The following is a 14,945-nucleotide window of genomic DNA, read 5'->3' on the forward strand; positions in this document are numbered from 1 at the left end:
CGGCGTTCCTTGTGTGATCAGGCACTTTCACTGTTCTGGGCGACAAACAGCACCACTTGCCACGGACTGCTGGTCAGCCGGGTGGCCGGCGCGGCGATCATCAGCGGCAATTGCGCGTCGAACCAGTTGCCTTCGGCCGTCACCACAAACAGTCGGGTGTCGTCGCCGACGCTGTAGGCCACTTGCTCACTGCGGCTCATCGCCTGATGCATCAGGCCGCTCATGCGCTGGCGGCTGAGCAAGGCGATGTGTGGCGCCGAGGCGATGATCGCACCGCGCAGCCACTCGCCGGCCGCCTGCTCGCTGGCACCGTTGGGCATGCGCAGGCCGATGACCAGCCGCTGACTGGGCTGCTCGTCCGGCAACTGAATGGAAAAACTGTGTTCGCTGCGTTCGAAAGCGATGCTGCGGTAACCGGCGCGGATCAGCTCCAGGGTGGTTTCCAGCCAGTCCAGCAGCGGCTCGTAACCGCGCTGCAACTCGAAAAAGTCCAGCGGCGCGAACGACGGCACGCCCGCCAGCGGATCCAGCGCCGACCACGCGCCGGCCAGCCCCAGCAACTGCACGTACAAACCCTGCGGATGGGCAATGCGGCTGTTCAGCGACCCTTCGACTTCCGGCAGTCGCGTCCATAACGCGGTCAGTTGGCGGCGAATCTCCAGCGCATCGTCCTGATTGCCGGACTGTTGTGCCTGACGCAGACGCCCGCCCAGGAACAGGCATTTCTCCCGGGCTCGCGCGCAGAGCCCGGCAATGCGCCGACCCAGCGGCGACTCCGGTAACAGGATCGGCGTCGGTGGTGTGTAGGGCAGCGGCAGAAAACCGCCGCCCTCCTTGCGGATTTTCAGCAGTGGCAGGCAGATCGAATCGGCCTTGTTCAGTTGCGTGCACAGACGCGGGTTGGGTCGCCACACCGTAATCGATTCGGGGAATTCGCCGCTGGTGAGATCCGGCAGTGCCTCGCCGACCACCGACTGCAATCGCCCCTTGAGCGGCAACAGTTGACCGGCGCGCCACAGCGGACTGATCGCCAGGTAAACGGTGACGGTCGCATCGTCGGTTTCGTTGATCGACGGGCCGACATCCAGCTCCAGCAACGGCCCGACTCCCGCCTGCAGATTGACCGGCAAACCGTCCGGCATCGTCCCTTGCAACGACAGCACCCGCACCACCCCGGCACTCATCGCCGAAGGGTCGAACTCCATGTGGCCGACACCAAAGAACCACGGGTTGCACGCCTGGGCCAGATGCGCGCCGAGCGCCTCGGCCCGCAGGCCCTGCAACTGAAAATGCTGTGGCAGCAATTGCATGCCTTCATGCCAGCAGACCGCGTCAGGTAGCAGACTCATACGACTCCCTTCGACTGCACCGCGAACCGGCGGCGGACGGTGTTTTTTTCAGTTTTCCTTGCTGACCAGGCTCATCTCGCGGCTGTCGAACTTGAGCCAGGCATCGCTCTGATCGTCCAGCCGCAAGCGGTGCGCTCCGGGTGTGTTATAGCTGGCGAAGACTAAAAGTCCAGCCGCCCGCTTGCCCCCCAACGGGAAGGGTTGGCGGTCGATGAATTGCCCCGGCACCAGCTCCAGTCCCCACACGCTCATCAGCTGACGATAGTCGCGCTGGTACTGCTCGCGCCCGGCGAACCACTGCTGGGCGCTGATGCCCGACAGTTGTTTGAGCAGATCCGGGTCGTTGACCGCGATGAAATCCACGGCGATCGGTGTGTCGTCATTGGCCTTGGGCGCGACGTCGAGGGTCAGGCTGTCGAGGTCGACTTTCGGCCCGAAGAACGAACAGCCCGCAAGCAGCGCAAACCCGAGTGTTAGAAAAAGTCGTGCAGACAAAATGAATTTTCCTTTTCGCGAGACAGTCCAAAAATGTTTTTCGCTTGCATTTTTATAGACCTGTTCTAGCGTCTTGGGTAGTTCGGTTCCTACAGCCGAATGTGGAAGGTTTGTCAAAGGAACGACAGGTCATCTGCCTCCCTTTCTAACCTGTGGTCCAGCAAGGGAAAGCGATGAACGGGCCTCCCCGATGCATTGCGCCCGCTCATCGCATCGGAGTCCGCCGACATGGCAGAAAGTACCCAGCACAAGCTCGACCGGGTTCGCCCGCCTCGAGTGCAAATCACCTATGACGTCGAAATCGGCAACGCCATCGAGAAAAAGGAATTGCCGCTGGTCGTCGGGATCCTGGCCGACCTCTCGGGAAAACCGCTCGAACCATTGGCAAAACTGACTGAGCGACGTTTCACCGAAATCGACCGCGACAACTTCAACGAAGTGCTCGCCTCCATCGGCCCCCGTGCCACGCTGCAAGTCAACAACACCCTCAGCGGCGACGACAGCAAGCTGAACATCGAACTCAACTTCAAACACATCGACGATTTCGACCCGGTCAAGGTGGTGGAGCAAGTCACCCCGCTGCGCCGCCTGTTCGAAGCCCGTCAGCGCCTGCGCGATTTGCTGACCAAACTCGACGGCAACGATGATCTGGACAAGCTGTTGCGCGATGTCATCGCCAACACCGAAGGCTTGCAAGAGATCAAATCGGCCCGCCCGGACACCGCTACCCCGGCAGCTGATGCCGAGGCTCCGGCCGAACCGCAAGCCTGATCGTCCACCTGACCGAGGAAGAATTCGCCATGCCCGCCGCCGCCCAGAATCAAGCCAGCGAAAATGCTGCTGCCGAGACTTTATCCCTGCTTGACCGGATCATCGCCGAGGGCCGCATGGCCCATGACGACAGCCAGCAGGACTACGCCCGCGACATGCTCGCGGAATTCGCCACCCAGGTACTCGACGAAGGCATGGCCATCGACAAGGACACGGTGGCGATGATCAACGACCGTATCAGCCAGATCGACGAGCTGATCAGCGCCCAGCTCAACGAAGTGCTGCATCACCCGGACCTGCAAAAACTCGAAGCGTCCTGGCGCGGCCTGCACATGCTGGTGCAGAACACCGAAACCAGCACCCGGTTGAAACTGCGTCTGCTCAACGTGACGCAGAAAGAGCTGCAGAACGACCTGGAAAAAGCCGTCGAATTCGATCAGAGCGCCCTGTTCAAGAAGATCTACGAAGAGGAATACGGCACCTTCGGTGGCCACCCGTTCAGCCTTTTGGTCGGTGACTACACCTTCGGCCGCCACCCGCAGGACATCGGCCTGTTGGAGAAACTGTCGAACGTCGCTGCCGCCGCCCACGCCCCGTTCATCGCTGCCGCCAGCCCGCGTCTGTTCGACATGAACAGCTTCACCGAACTGGCTGTGCCGCGTGATCTGTCGAAAGTGTTCGAGAGCCAGGAGCTGATCAAGTGGCGCTCGTTCCGTGAGAGCGAAGACTCGCGCTACGTCTCGTTGGTGCTGCCGCACTTCCTGCTGCGCCTGCCTTACGGCCCGGACACTTCGCCGGTGGAAGGCATCAACTACGTCGAAGACACCAACGGCACCGACCACAGCAAATACCTGTGGGGCAACGCCGCGTGGGCGCTGTCGCAACGCATCACCGAAGCCTTTGCCAAGTACGGCTGGTGCGCGGCGATCCGTGGTGCTGAAGGTGGCGGCGCGGTCGAAGGCCTGCCGGCGCACACCTTCCGCACCAGCTCCGGCGACCTGTCGCTCAAATGCCCGACCGAAGTGGCGATCACCGACCGCCGGGAAAAAGAGCTCAACGACCTCGGCTTCATCGCCCTGTGCCACAAGAAGAACAGCGACATTGCGGTGTTCTTCGGTGGCCAGACCACCAACAAGTCCAAGGTCTACAACACCAACGAGGCCAACGCCAACGCGCGAATCTCGGCGATGTTGCCGTACGTGCTCGCGGCCTCGCGTTTCGCCCATTACCTGAAGGTGATCATGCGCGACAAGGTCGGCAGTTTCATGACCCGCGACAACGTGCAGACCTACCTCAACAACTGGATCGCCGACTACGTGCTGATCAACGACAACGCGCCGCAGGAGATCAAGGCGCAGTACCCGCTGCGCGAAGCACGGGTGGACGTCACCGAAGTCGCCGGCAAACCCGGTGCCTATCGCGCGACCGTGTTCCTGCGGCCGCACTTCCAGCTGGAAGAACTGACGGCATCGATCCGCCTGGTCGCCACGCTGCCGCCTCCGGTAGCCGCCTGACCCGCATACGCCCGCAGGATGTTCCTGCGGGCGCTCCCCTGTTTGTCTAGCGCGACACCTTTCAGGAGTTTCAAGCGATGGATGCAATCATTCTCGACCTCGGCGGCGACATCAAAGGCGACAGCCTGCTCGAGGGCTACAAGGACAAGATCGAAGTCATGTCCTACAGCCACAACGTGGCGATGCAGGTGACCAACGACGTCAGCAACTCGGAGCGCACCTCCGGCCGCCCACACATCGGCGAGTTCACCCTGACCAAGTTCGTCGACAGCTCGACGCCCTCCCTCAACGAATATTGCTGCGCCGGCAAACCGATCCCGGAAGCCAAGATCACCATCGGCCGCAACGCCGCCGAAGGCAGCGGGCAACTGATGCCGTTCATCATCTACACCCTGACCAACGTGGTGATCTCCAACGTCAGCGTCAGCGGCGGCACCGGGGGCAAACCGGTGGAAACCCTGTCCCTGAACTTCACCAAGATCAAATGGGAACTCACTGCGCAAAAAGACGACGGCACCAAGGAAGGCACCGCCGGCACGGTCTGGGACCTGGCGGCCAACAAGGCCAGCAAGTAACCGGACGCCCTCGCCATGGCTGGCACCGGCATCCGCGCACCGCTGTTCGAACGCCTCGCCTGGAGCGAGGCCGACGAGCCGCCGGAGTTCGATCGGCAGGATTTGCTCGACTCGGTGCACACCGAGCTCGGGCGCCTGTTCAACACCCGCCGCGGCCCGCGCACATTGACGGTGCCCCCCAGCGTGATCGACTACGGCATCGCCGACTGGAGTGCCCTGCAACAGCAGCGCAGCGATGACCGCCGTCGCCTGGCGCGGGACATTCGCGAGGCCATCACCCATTTCGAACCGCGCCTGCTGCTGGGCGAGGTTCAGGTCAATCCCCTCCCCGATCAGCCACAGCGATTGAGCATCCGTCTGCTCGGCAAGTTGCGCAGCGGCTCGCAGCACTGGCCGGTGGCCTTTGTCATCGAGCCCGGCAACGAAGGGCTGGAGGTGCGCCATGAGCGACTCGATTGACCCGCAACTGCTCGACTATTACCAACGCGAACTGACCTGGTTGCGCCACGCCGGCAGCCAGTTTGCCGAACGCTATCCGAAAGTCGCGCGGCGGCTGGAACTGTCGCCCGGTGAATGCCCGGATCCGCACGTCGAGCGATTGCTCGAAGGCTTCGCCCTGCTCGCGGCGCGCCTGCAACGGCGTCTGGATGACGACTACGCCGAGTTCAGCGATGCGTTGCTGGAGCAGCTCTATCCCTTGGCCGTGCGCCCGCTGCCGTCCTGCGCCATCGTGCAGTTCGAGCCGGACCCGAGCAAAGGCAAACTCGACGGCGGCTATCCCCTGCCCCGGGACACACCGCTGTTCGTCACCACCAGCAAGGGCGAAAGCATTCACTTTCGCACCAGTGCCGCCGTGCGGCTGTGGCCGATCGAAGTGACTGAAGCGCTGCTGCTTGGCAGCGACGAAGCCCAGGCGCTGACCGGCGTGGCGCAGTCCCGTTCGGCCTTGCGCCTGAGCCTGCGTTGCCTGGGCGAAAGCCAATGGTCCGAGCTGGAGATCGACAGTTTACGCATTCACTTGGCCGCCTCACCCGTGATCAACGCCGGGCTCTATGACTTGCTCGGTGCCCACGCGGTGCAGGTACTTGCAGGCTCGCCAGGGAGTATTCCGGCGAAGGTGAAGGGACTGCCGCAGATCGTCGGGTTTGCCGACGACGAAGTGCTGCTGCCGGACGAAGACGGCGTACACCCGGGCATGCGTCTGTTGGCGGAATACTTTGCCTTCCCGGAAAAATTCCACTTCTTCGACCTGCCGCTTGCCGGCGTTTCCAGCGACAGCCAGACGCTCTATCTCTACATCGTTTTCGACCGTGCGCCGGCCGGCCGACTGCACTTGCAGGCCAGCGACATCGCACTGGGCTGTGCGCCGGTGATCAATCTGTTCCCACGCACCTCCGAGCCGTTGCGCCCCGATGGCACCCGCAGCGAGTACCGACTGGTCGCCGACAGCCACCGGGAAAACAGCGTCGAGATCCACAGCATCCGAGGCGTGCGCGCCAGTTCCAGTGCCGGCGTGCAACGCCTGCCCGCCTATTACGGCAGCCAGCACAGCGGCGGCGATCAACAGCGTTACTGGCATGCGCGGCGAGTCAGTGGCCAGTCGCCAAACCGGCTCGGCAGCGATCTGTTGGTCAGCGTCGTCGACACCCGTTTTGAACCGCAAACCGATCTGCCCGACTACAGCCTCACGGCCGAACTGCTGTGCACCAACCGGCATCTGGCACAGAGTCTGCCGGCCGGTACGCCGCTGGGATTCGAACGGCCGGGCCCGGTAGCGTGGGCACGCCTGCGCAATCCTCCGAGCCCGCAGAGTCTGCCGCGACTGGACGGCGATTCGCGCTGGCGGCTGGTGTCGCAACTGACCCTCAATCACCTGTCGCTGGTCGAAGGGCCACAGGCGCTGGACGCACTGAAGGAAATTCTTCATCTGCATAACCTGCGCGATGAAGCCAGCGCCCTGCGCCAGATCGAAGGCTTGCTGAGCCTCGCTTGCGAACGGGTGATCGGCCACGTCGGTGCCGATGCCTGGCGCGGCTGGCGCAACGGACTTGAAGTGCAGTTGCAGCTTGATCCGCAGCATTTCGTCGGCAGCAGCGCGGTGCTGTTCTCGGCGGTGCTCGCGCAATTCTTTTCGGTGTACGCCACGGCCAATCGCTTTGTGCGCACGGTGCTCATGCAGGCGGACAAGGAGGTCAAGGCATGGCAACCCCAAGCCGGCACGCCCCTGTCGCTCTGACACTCGGTCAGCGACTGCGCCGCGATCCGCAGGCCTTCGAATGGTTGCAGGCGTTGCTGTTGCTGGAGCGCGAACAGCCGCAGGCCGACTCCCTGGGTTCCGGTACGTCGCCGCAGGCCGAAGCGTTGAAATTACGCGGGCCGTTGACGCCCGTGTTCGCCGCCAGCCAGATCGAAAGCCTTGAGGAAAAACCGGGCGAGCCGCTGACCCTGAACACACCGATGTTCGGCCTCGGCGGCCCCGACGGCCCGTTGCCTTACGCCTATCAGGAATGGCTGCAACAACGGGCCCGGGCCAAGGATCACGCGCCCGCCGAGTTCCTCGACCTGTTCCAGCATCGGTTGCTCAGCCTGCTCTACAAGGTGATGCGCAAACACCGGATCGCCCTCGGCTTTACCACGCCCGGCGCTTCGCCGGTGCAGGCGCAATTGCGGGCGCTGACCGGGTTGCTGCCCAAGTCGTTGCAGGAGCGCCAGGCGATTCCCGACTGCGCCGTGCTGGCCTGCACGGCGTTGTACGCCGATGGCCGCCGGTCGTTGGCGGGGTTCGCAGCTATTGTCCGCGAGCAATTTGCCGTGCCGGTGGAGCTGAGCGCCTATGAGGGCGCGTGGCGTGAGATTCCGGCCGCCAGCCGCAGCGTCATGAAGGCTGGCGGGCGCAATCTGCAACTCGGTCGTAGCGCTGTCGCCGGTACTCGGGTCTGGGATGAACACGCCGGGATTCGCCTGACGCTCGGCCCATTGTCCTCGGCGCAGGCCGGGCGCTTTTTGCCGGACGGTGAAGCGCACCCGGCACTGGCGAGCCTGGCGGCGCTGTATTTCGGCCCGGATCTGGACGTGAAACTGGTGATGCTGGTACGCGGCGCCGGGCCGATGAAACTCGGTCGCCAGACCCCGGCGTTGTTGAGCTGGAACGGCGGTTTGCAGCGTCAGGCCAGCCTTGCAGTACAACGGATCGAAACCCGTCTTCGTCAGCTGGAGATCACCTGAAATGGAACTGGCCAGCCTGATCGGACGCCTCAACCCGGACAACCGCCGCGCCCTCGAACGCGCCGCGCAACGATGCCTGCAACGCGGGCATCACTTTGTCGAGATCGAGCATTTGTTGCTGGAGTTGCTCGACATCGAGGGCGGAGACTTTGCCTTTCTGCTGCCGCGTTTCGGACTGGAACGGGATGCGCTGACGGCTGAAATCAACAAGGCGCTGGACCTGTTCAAGGCTGGCAGTACCCGCACGCCGGCACTGTCTTCGCACACGCTGGGATTGCTGGAAGATGCGGTGGTGCAGGCCAGTGTGCTGGGGATCGACAGCATTCGTTCCGGGCTGCTGTTGCTGGCATTGATCGATCGCGATGAGCGCCGCAGTCTGTTGCTCAACAGTGCATCGTCACTGCTACGCATTCCAAAAGAAGCCCTGCGCGCGAACCTGCTGGAGTGGACGGAGAACTCCCGCGAGCACGCAGGCCCGCGCTCTGTCGCCTCTGGAAACCCTGCGCCACGGCAGGACTCGGTGCTCGATCAGTACACCCAGGACCTCACCGCTGACGCCCATGCCGGGCGCATCGACCCCATCGTTGGTCGCGACGGCGAGATACGTCAGTGCATCGATATCCTTTTGCGGCGCCGGCAAAACAACCCGATTCTGGTCGGCGCACCGGGCGTGGGCAAAACCGCCGTGGTCGAAGGCCTGGCACTGCGCATCGCTGCCGGGGACGTGCCGCCCTCCTTGCAGGAAGTCAGCCTGCGGGTGCTCGACCTGGGTCTGTTGCAGGCCGGGGCCGGGGTCAAAGGTGAATTCGAACAACGGCTCAAAGGTGTGATCGACGCCGTTCGTAGCGCCGACAAGCCGATCATCCTGTTCATCGACGAAGCCCATACACTGATCGGTGCTGGCGGTGCCGAGGGCGGCAGCGATGCGGCCAACCTGCTTAAACCAGCGTTGGCCCGAGGCGAATTGCGCACTCTCGCCGCCACGACGTGGATGGAATACAAGAAATACTTCGAGAAAGACCCGGCCCTCGCCCGCCGCTTCCAGCTTGTTCAGGTCGAGGAACCGGATGAAATCACCGCCGTGGAAATGCTACGTGGCGTCGCCGCCAAACTCGAACAACACCACGGCGTGCAGGTTCTGGATGCGGCGATCCATGAAGCGGTGAAACTCTCGCACCGCTACATCTCCGGCCGTCAGTTGCCGGACAAAGCCATCAGCGTCCTCGACACCGCGTGCGCCCGGGTCGCCCTCGGCCAGCACGACGTGCCGCCACCGCTGGAGAGCCTGCGCCATCGCCAGCAAAGCCTGAAAGAAGAAGTCGAACGTCTGCGCCGCGAACAAGCCACAGGGCTCGATCACCGCGAACGCATCACCTTGCTGGAAAGTGAATCGAAGACCAACGTCCAGGCGATCCGCGAACTGGAAACCCGCTGGAGCGAAGAGCGCGTCGCCGTTCGCGAACTGCTCGACACCCGTCGCGAATTGCTCGACCTCAGTGAACGCGCCGACAGCGACAAGCCCGACGAAGCCACCGACAGTCGCATTGATCATCTGGCAGCCGAATTGTTGCGGCTTGAGGCAGGCCTCGATGCGATTCGCCAGGACGACCCGCTGGTGCCCGAACAGGTCGACAGCAAAACCGTCGCTGCCGTGATCGCAGGCTGGACCGGCATCCCCGTCGGCAAAATGCTTGCCGACGAAGCCCATGCCGTGCGCACCCTCGGACAGCGCATGGGCTTGCGCGTGATGGGCCAGAAAACGGCACTCGCGACCATCGCCCAGCGCTTGCAGGCCTACCGCGCCGGGCTCACCGATCCGCAAAAACCGGTCGGTGTGTTCTTGCTGGTCGGCCCCACTGGCGTTGGCAAAACCGAAACCGCGTATGCGCTGGCCGATGCCTTGTACGGCGGCGAACGCAATCTGATCAGCATCAACCTCTCCGAATATCAGGAAGCCCACACCGTCAGCCAGCTCAAGGGCGCCCCTCCGGGTTACGTCGGTTATGGCAGTGGCGGCGTACTGACGGAAGCAGTACGGCGCAAACCCTATTCGGTGGTGTTGCTGGACGAAATCGAGAAGGCGCATCCGGATGTGCTGGAAGCGTTCTACAACGTCTTCGACAAGGGCTTGATGGAGGACGGCACCGGCCTGGTGGTGGACTTCAAGAACACCGTGATGCTCGCCACCAGCAATGTCGGCGCTGAACTGTTACTCGATACGCCCGTGTCACAGATCGGCTCTGAAGCCTTCAACGAGGCGCTGCACAAAGTCCTTTTGCAAGCCTTCCGCCCGGCATTTCTGGCACGCATGACGGTGGTTGCGTACCGGCCGCTGGATGAGGCGACGCTGGAAGGAATTGTGTTGGCGAAGCTGGAAAAACTGCGCGGGCGCTACAAGGCGGCGACCGGCAAACAGTTCGAGTTTGATGCAGGAATCGTCAAAGCAGTACTCGCCAAATGCAGCGCGGCCGGGGCGCGTGATGTCGAGAACGTGTTGATGACGCAGGTGACCGGGAAGTTAGCGGAATGGGTGCTGGAATAGCACCCTTCATTTGCAAGGAATCAAACGGGCCGAGCTATTCGTCATTCGCTGCTTATTTATTCAAAAGGCGTTCAACCATGGGCAATACCTCATCAAACTCAAAAAAGGCCGATCAGCCTGAAGCATTGCTTTCATTGCTGCGCACAAACCCTGAAGCCTTTTTCGGCAGCCATGCCCTGATTGTGCGAGGCGGCTCCGCCACCCCGGACTGCAGTGTTTCACCCGTCTCGACGGGCAATAAAAGTGTATTGCAATTGAACGCCACAGCGGCGGGCATCGATTGGTATATCCCCTATAAAAACTTTGACGCAGGTTCTATCGAGGTCCCAAAAGGGCAGGACACAGGCACGCTGGTTGTGACGTGTTCAATGAACGGTTGTGCGCTGTCCGTTCATGGAACGGCAACCGGCAACCGCTTCTTTCATGATGCCGACGGCAAACACATGCCCGATCCGTTACCTGAAGGTGTTGAGCCCCTCCCCAAGTTTCGCCGCACAGATGCAGACTTTTCCGGAAGCGACTCCACCGACCTCAGCGCATTTATCGTCAAAGCCAAACAGGCTGCCGAGGAAGGCGCGAAGGACATTAACAAGTTTGTGAAGACCTGGTTTGAACACACGGTTGTCTCGGTAAAAACCGATGCCGGCTGGTCGGTTTACCGCTGTACCGTATTGATGTGGGGATCTGACTACACGTGGCTTAACAAGAACGCGCCTTTACTGGGAACGTTCCTGGACTGACGCCTGGTAAAAGCAAACCGGACGGCAAGAGAACAGCTCCAAAGAATCAAACGGGAGTCAATGAGGCAGCACGTGGTAGACATAAGGAAAAGTCATCATGTTGAAAAGTATTCTCGAAAGAACAAAAACACACCTGATGATGAACATAGACACAACTCATTCAGGAACAGTTGACTTCGACCTGGAACGTCCGTCTTCCGGTCCGCAATACATGCTGGTCAACTCCGGCGGGCCTTATCGGGCCTACTACCTGGCGTGGCGTGAGGACAGCGGACTGTTTATTGACCTGCCTGCCGCCCCCACCGGAACCGACCCGATTGTTTTTCTTACGGCAAATCTCACGGGCTGTTGCGTAGGCATTCAGAATTACGGTGGTTTTATCAGGGTTCGTCATTACAACCTGGCGACTGAGGACGATCACAAACCGGTCTTCTCCCGTGATGATCTGGCCAGATACGGCACTAACATTTCCTGGTTATTGCCGGCGGACAAGTACAACGCGGCTACTCTGAACAACGCGACTTCCTATACGCATTTTGGCCCATGGACAGATGCTGTCATCTGGGGTGAATACGTGGCCCGATACTGGCCGTTCACCTCAAAGTGGCACTTCTACTATCAGGACGGCAATGCCAGTACTGTCGTTCATGAGTTGAACTATCAATAGCAGGCCATTTGATGCCCCGCTCCACCGACAGCAATACCACGCTCTCCCTCACCGCCCCCTCGCTGTCGGCGCTTTACCCCGATTCGCTGGCCGGTGACGAATCGCTCAACTCACTCGGCTCGCAAACCCTCAACGGCCTCAACGACGGCACCGCCCTCACCCTGACCAGCGCTGTCGCCACTCACGTTACCACCACCCTGCACAACGACGCCCAACTCCGTCCCTTCGACGCACTGGTCGCCGAAATCCGCCAACTCCCTGCCGACGCCACCGCCGAGCGCTATCAACTCGTATTGCGTCCGTGGCTCTGGTGGCTGACCCTGGCCAGCAACAACCGGGTGTTCCAGAACCTCGCCACTTCGGACATCGTCACCACGATCTTCAAGGCCCACGGTTTCACCGATTTCAAACTGTCGCTGACCGGCAGCTACACCCCCCGCGAATACTGCGTGCAGTACGGCGAAACCGATTTCGCCTTTGTCTCACGGTTGCTGGAAGAGGAAGGCATCTTCTGGTTTTTCACCCACGAGGACGGCAAGCACACGCTGGTACTCGGGGACAGCAATGATGCCTTCGTGCAGATCCCCAACGGTCCGAAGGTCAAGTATCTGGGTCAGCAAATGGGTGAACGTGAGCTGCACGGCATCCGCTCCGGCCAGGTGTGCGTGCAGGCTGTCGCGGGCGTGTATCGAGCGACGGATTACGAGTTCACCACGCCGACCACCTCGCTCTATGGCCAGGCGGAGGCCGTGGCCGGGCCGCGTTCGATCTACGAGCATCCCGGTGGTTACAACGCCAAGGCTCGGGGTGATGCGCTGACCAAGCAACGGGTCGACGGTTTGCGCAGTGAAGAGAAACGTTTCGTCGGCGAAAGCGATTGCCGCTGGCTGATCCCGGGCCACTGGTTCACCCTCGACGGCCATGACGATGCGAGCCTGAATATCGATTGGGTGGTCACGCACGTCACCCACGACGCCAGCCACGAAAGCTATCGCAACCGCTTCGAAGCGATTCCCAAAGCCACGCCCTTTCGCCCGCAACGCACCACACCCAAACCGCGCATGCATCCGCAGACCGCCCTCGTGGTCGGCAAGTCCGGGGAAGAAATCTGGACCGACGAGTACGGCCGGATCAAGTTGCAGTTCCCCTGGGATCGCGACGGCAAGAACGATGAAACCAGCTCCTGCTGGGTGCGCGTGGTGTTGCCGTGGAGCGGCAAGGGGTTCGGCATGCAGTTTGTGCCGCGCATCGGCCAGGAAGTCATCGTGACCTTTATCGACGGCGATCCGGATCGGCCGCTGGTCACCGGATGCGTCTACAACGGCGACAACGCCCTGCCCTATGCCTTGCCCGCCAACCAGACTCAATCAGGGATCAAGACCCAGTCGTCCAAGGGCGGCGGCGGTTTCAACGAGCTGCGTTTCGAGGACAAGAAGGATGCCGAAGAAGTGTTCCTGCAAGCGCAGAAAGACCTGAAGATCAACGTGCTCAACGACACCACCGCCACCGTCGGCCACGACGAAACCCTCACGGTGCAGAACGCCCGCACCCGCACGGTCAAGGAAGGCGACGAAACCGTGACGCTTGAGAAAGGCAAACGCAGCGTGACCATCCAGACCGGCAGCGACAGCCTCGATGTGAAGGACAGTCGCACCGTGAAGGTCGGCGCCGACCAGACCCACAGCACCGGCGGCAACTACACCGACAAGGTCACGGGCGATTACAGCCTGACGGTGGACGGCAACCTGACAATCAAGGTCAGCGGCACCCTCACGCTGCAAAGCGGCGGCAGTTTCACGATCAAGAGCGGCGCGGATCTGGCGACCTCCGCCAGCACTTCGATCACCCAGAAGGCCGGCACCGCCATGACCAACCAGGCCGGCACCTCGCTGGACAACAAGGCCGGGACAACATTGACCAATGATGCCGGCATCAGCCTGACCAACAAGGGTGCGGCCTCGCAGACCGTGGACGGCGGCGGCATGCTGACCATCAAGGGCGGGCTGGTGCAGGTCAACTGACACGGAGTCACCATGGCGATCATACCGCTGGATTTGCAGCAGGATGACAAACACCTCAAGGGGCGTCTGCAGGACGGGCAACTCGATGGTCCGTTGAGCATCAAGGATGACGGTCGCCAACAGGCAGACCTGAATTACAGTCAGGGCGAATTGCAGGGCACGTCCCTGCTCTATCACCCCAACGGCAAGGTGTCGGCGCAGATGCCGTTCGTGCGCGACAAACTGCAGGGCATCGCCAGTTTCTACGCGCCCGAGGGCTGGTTGCAGCGCAAGGCCACCTACCGGCGCGGGTTATTGCATGGCGAGGCGTTCAATTACTTTCCCGACGGACAAGTGGCGGAGGCCGAGTTCTATCGCGACGGCGTGCGTGAGGGTCGCTATCAGCGCTTTCACCCGAACGGCAAACCGGCGGTGGATGCGCGTTATCTGAATGGGCAGTTGATGGAACCGGAGCACGGGTTCGCCGAGGACGGGCGGCCGCTGGATGCCGATGGCAAGCCGATTTCCCGGGTGCGCTGGTGGTATCGCAAATGGACGGATCCGGCGCAGGCCTGACTCAGGGAATCAACATCTGCATCTGCCCCGGCATCACGATCTTGATCACCCCCGCCCAGTTGCACATCAACGTGCTGTTGGCATCGATCGCCGGCATCCCGCCCAGCAGCAAGGTCGGCGCGCCGCCGGGGATCCACGGCGAGGCGGTGGCGGGAATGCACGGCATCGGCGTCAACACACCCAGCGCTGCGGCAGTGGCGGCGGCGACCATCGGGTTGGCCATGCTCATGCACATGCCGAACGTGGTGACGTTGACCAGCGGAATGTGATCCATGATGTTCGCCGCCGGCATTCCGCCGGTCAGCGTGCGGTTGACCGGCAGCACGTTGAGCACTGCCGGCGCGGCGCCGAAACTGCATTGCAGGGTGGCGCTGGCACAGACTTGCGGGCAGCCCATTTCAAAGCTCCTTTCTGAACAAGGCATTCGCGCTAAACCTTAGTCGCCAGCGGCCCGCCGCGCACATTCCCAAAGGTGATTATCGTGCAACACG

Annotated in this window: 14 protein-coding genes; 11 read left to right on the forward strand and 3 right to left on the reverse strand. The window is 61.9% G+C overall.

Annotation, left to right across the window (positions count from 1 at the left end):
• Positions 1 to 17 precede the first annotated feature (17 nt).
• A complete protein-coding gene (gene tssK / locus AC1RME_RS09005) occupies positions 18 to 1,349 on the reverse strand; it encodes a type VI secretion system baseplate subunit TssK (RefSeq protein WP_096820212.1) in 1,332 nt (443 codons plus the stop codon).
• 48 nt (positions 1,350 to 1,397) lie between these two features.
• Positions 1,398 to 1,844 carry a type VI secretion protein gene (locus AC1RME_RS09010; protein ID WP_096820236.1) on the reverse strand — a complete coding sequence of 149 codons (447 nt, stop codon included), beginning with the start codon at positions 1,842 to 1,844 and terminating at the stop codon, positions 1,398 to 1,400.
• Positions 1,845 to 2,072: 228 nt separating this feature from the next.
• Between AC1RME_RS09010 and tssB the strand changes: the two genes are divergently transcribed.
• From tssB to AC1RME_RS09065, 11 genes are all read left to right on the forward strand, one after another.
• Positions 2,073 to 2,615 carry a type VI secretion system contractile sheath small subunit gene (tssB, locus tag AC1RME_RS09015; protein ID WP_064117633.1) on the forward strand — a complete coding sequence of 181 codons (543 nt, stop codon included), beginning with the start codon at positions 2,073 to 2,075 and terminating at the stop codon, positions 2,613 to 2,615.
• 29 nt (positions 2,616 to 2,644) lie between these two features.
• Positions 2,645 to 4,129, forward strand: coding sequence for a type VI secretion system contractile sheath large subunit (gene tssC, locus AC1RME_RS09020; RefSeq protein WP_039767165.1), 1,485 nt, complete (start codon positions 2,645 to 2,647; stop codon positions 4,127 to 4,129).
• 77 nt (positions 4,130 to 4,206) lie between these two features.
• Positions 4,207 to 4,704 carry an Hcp family type VI secretion system effector gene (locus tag AC1RME_RS09025; protein ID WP_096820213.1) on the forward strand — a complete coding sequence of 166 codons (498 nt, stop codon included), beginning with the start codon at positions 4,207 to 4,209 and terminating at the stop codon, positions 4,702 to 4,704.
• A gap of 15 nt (positions 4,705 to 4,719) precedes the next feature.
• On the forward strand, positions 4,720 to 5,163 hold the full coding sequence (gene tssE / locus AC1RME_RS09030) for a type VI secretion system baseplate subunit TssE (protein WP_096820214.1): 444 nt from the start codon (positions 4,720 to 4,722) through the stop codon (positions 5,161 to 5,163).
• A complete protein-coding gene (gene tssF, locus AC1RME_RS09035; RefSeq protein ID WP_096820215.1) occupies positions 5,147 to 6,940 on the forward strand; it encodes a type VI secretion system baseplate subunit TssF in 1,794 nt (597 codons plus the stop codon). Before tssE ends, tssF begins: the two co-directional genes overlap by 17 nt.
• A complete protein-coding gene (gene tssG / locus AC1RME_RS09040; RefSeq protein WP_096820216.1) occupies positions 6,904 to 7,929 on the forward strand; it encodes a type VI secretion system baseplate subunit TssG in 1,026 nt (341 codons plus the stop codon). Before tssF ends, tssG begins: the two co-directional genes overlap by 37 nt.
• Position 7,930: 1 nt before the next feature.
• Positions 7,931 to 10,471 (forward strand): type VI secretion system ATPase TssH, encoded by a 2,541-nt coding sequence (tssH, locus tag AC1RME_RS09045; RefSeq protein WP_096820217.1) that lies wholly within the window; start codon positions 7,931 to 7,933, stop codon positions 10,469 to 10,471.
• A gap of 77 nt (positions 10,472 to 10,548) precedes the next feature.
• Positions 10,549 to 11,211, forward strand: coding sequence for a hypothetical protein (locus tag AC1RME_RS09050; RefSeq protein WP_096820218.1), 663 nt, complete (start codon positions 10,549 to 10,551; stop codon positions 11,209 to 11,211).
• Positions 11,212 to 11,308: 97 nt separating this feature from the next.
• A complete protein-coding gene (locus AC1RME_RS09055; protein ID WP_096820219.1) occupies positions 11,309 to 11,878 on the forward strand; it encodes a hypothetical protein in 570 nt (189 codons plus the stop codon).
• Positions 11,879 to 11,889: 11 nt separating this feature from the next.
• Entirely contained in the window at positions 11,890 to 13,899 is a 2,010-nt protein-coding gene (tssI, locus tag AC1RME_RS09060) for a type VI secretion system tip protein VgrG (RefSeq protein WP_096820220.1), read from the forward strand.
• Between the two features lie 12 nt (positions 13,900 to 13,911).
• Complete coding sequence (locus tag AC1RME_RS09065) at positions 13,912 to 14,454, forward strand: toxin-antitoxin system YwqK family antitoxin (protein ID WP_493091009.1); 543 nt, start codon at positions 13,912 to 13,914, stop codon at positions 14,452 to 14,454.
• A 1-nt stretch (position 14,455) separates the two neighbouring features.
• Here the strand turns inward: AC1RME_RS09065 and AC1RME_RS09070 are convergent, their stop codons facing one another.
• Entirely contained in the window at positions 14,456 to 14,851 is a 396-nt protein-coding gene (locus tag AC1RME_RS09070; RefSeq protein WP_085732036.1) for a DUF4280 domain-containing protein, read from the reverse strand.
• Positions 14,852 to 14,945: the final 94 nt, after the last annotated feature.

This window comes from Pseudomonas sp. GW822-FHT03F08, assembly GCF_058801265.1.

What these genes read in the sequence shown, in the direction of transcription:
- tssK (WP_096820212.1), bottom strand. Translation starts at nt 1,349, where the DNA reads ATGAGTCTGCTACCTGACGCGGTCTGCTGGCATGAAGGCATGCAATTG.
- tssB (WP_064117633.1), top strand. Translation starts at nt 2,073, where the DNA reads ATGGCAGAAAGTACCCAGCACAAGCTCGACCGGGTTCGCCCGCCTCGA.
- tssC (WP_039767165.1), top strand. Translation starts at nt 2,645, where the DNA reads ATGCCCGCCGCCGCCCAGAATCAAGCCAGCGAAAATGCTGCTGCCGAG.
- AC1RME_RS09025 (WP_096820213.1), top strand. Translation starts at nt 4,207, where the DNA reads ATGGATGCAATCATTCTCGACCTCGGCGGCGACATCAAAGGCGACAGC.
- tssE (WP_096820214.1), top strand. Translation starts at nt 4,720, where the DNA reads ATGGCTGGCACCGGCATCCGCGCACCGCTGTTCGAACGCCTCGCCTGG.
- tssF (WP_096820215.1), top strand. Translation starts at nt 5,147, where the DNA reads ATGAGCGACTCGATTGACCCGCAACTGCTCGACTATTACCAACGCGAA.
- tssG (WP_096820216.1), top strand. Translation starts at nt 6,904, where the DNA reads ATGGCAACCCCAAGCCGGCACGCCCCTGTCGCTCTGACACTCGGTCAG.
- tssH (WP_096820217.1), top strand. Translation starts at nt 7,931, where the DNA reads ATGGAACTGGCCAGCCTGATCGGACGCCTCAACCCGGACAACCGCCGC.
- AC1RME_RS09050 (WP_096820218.1), top strand. Translation starts at nt 10,549, where the DNA reads ATGGGCAATACCTCATCAAACTCAAAAAAGGCCGATCAGCCTGAAGCA.
- AC1RME_RS09055 (WP_096820219.1), top strand. Translation starts at nt 11,309, where the DNA reads ATGTTGAAAAGTATTCTCGAAAGAACAAAAACACACCTGATGATGAAC.
- tssI (WP_096820220.1), top strand. Translation starts at nt 11,890, where the DNA reads ATGCCCCGCTCCACCGACAGCAATACCACGCTCTCCCTCACCGCCCCC.
- AC1RME_RS09065 (WP_493091009.1), top strand. Translation starts at nt 13,912, where the DNA reads ATGGCGATCATACCGCTGGATTTGCAGCAGGATGACAAACACCTCAAG.
- AC1RME_RS09070 (WP_085732036.1), bottom strand. Translation starts at nt 14,851, where the DNA reads ATGGGCTGCCCGCAAGTCTGTGCCAGCGCCACCCTGCAATGCAGTTTC.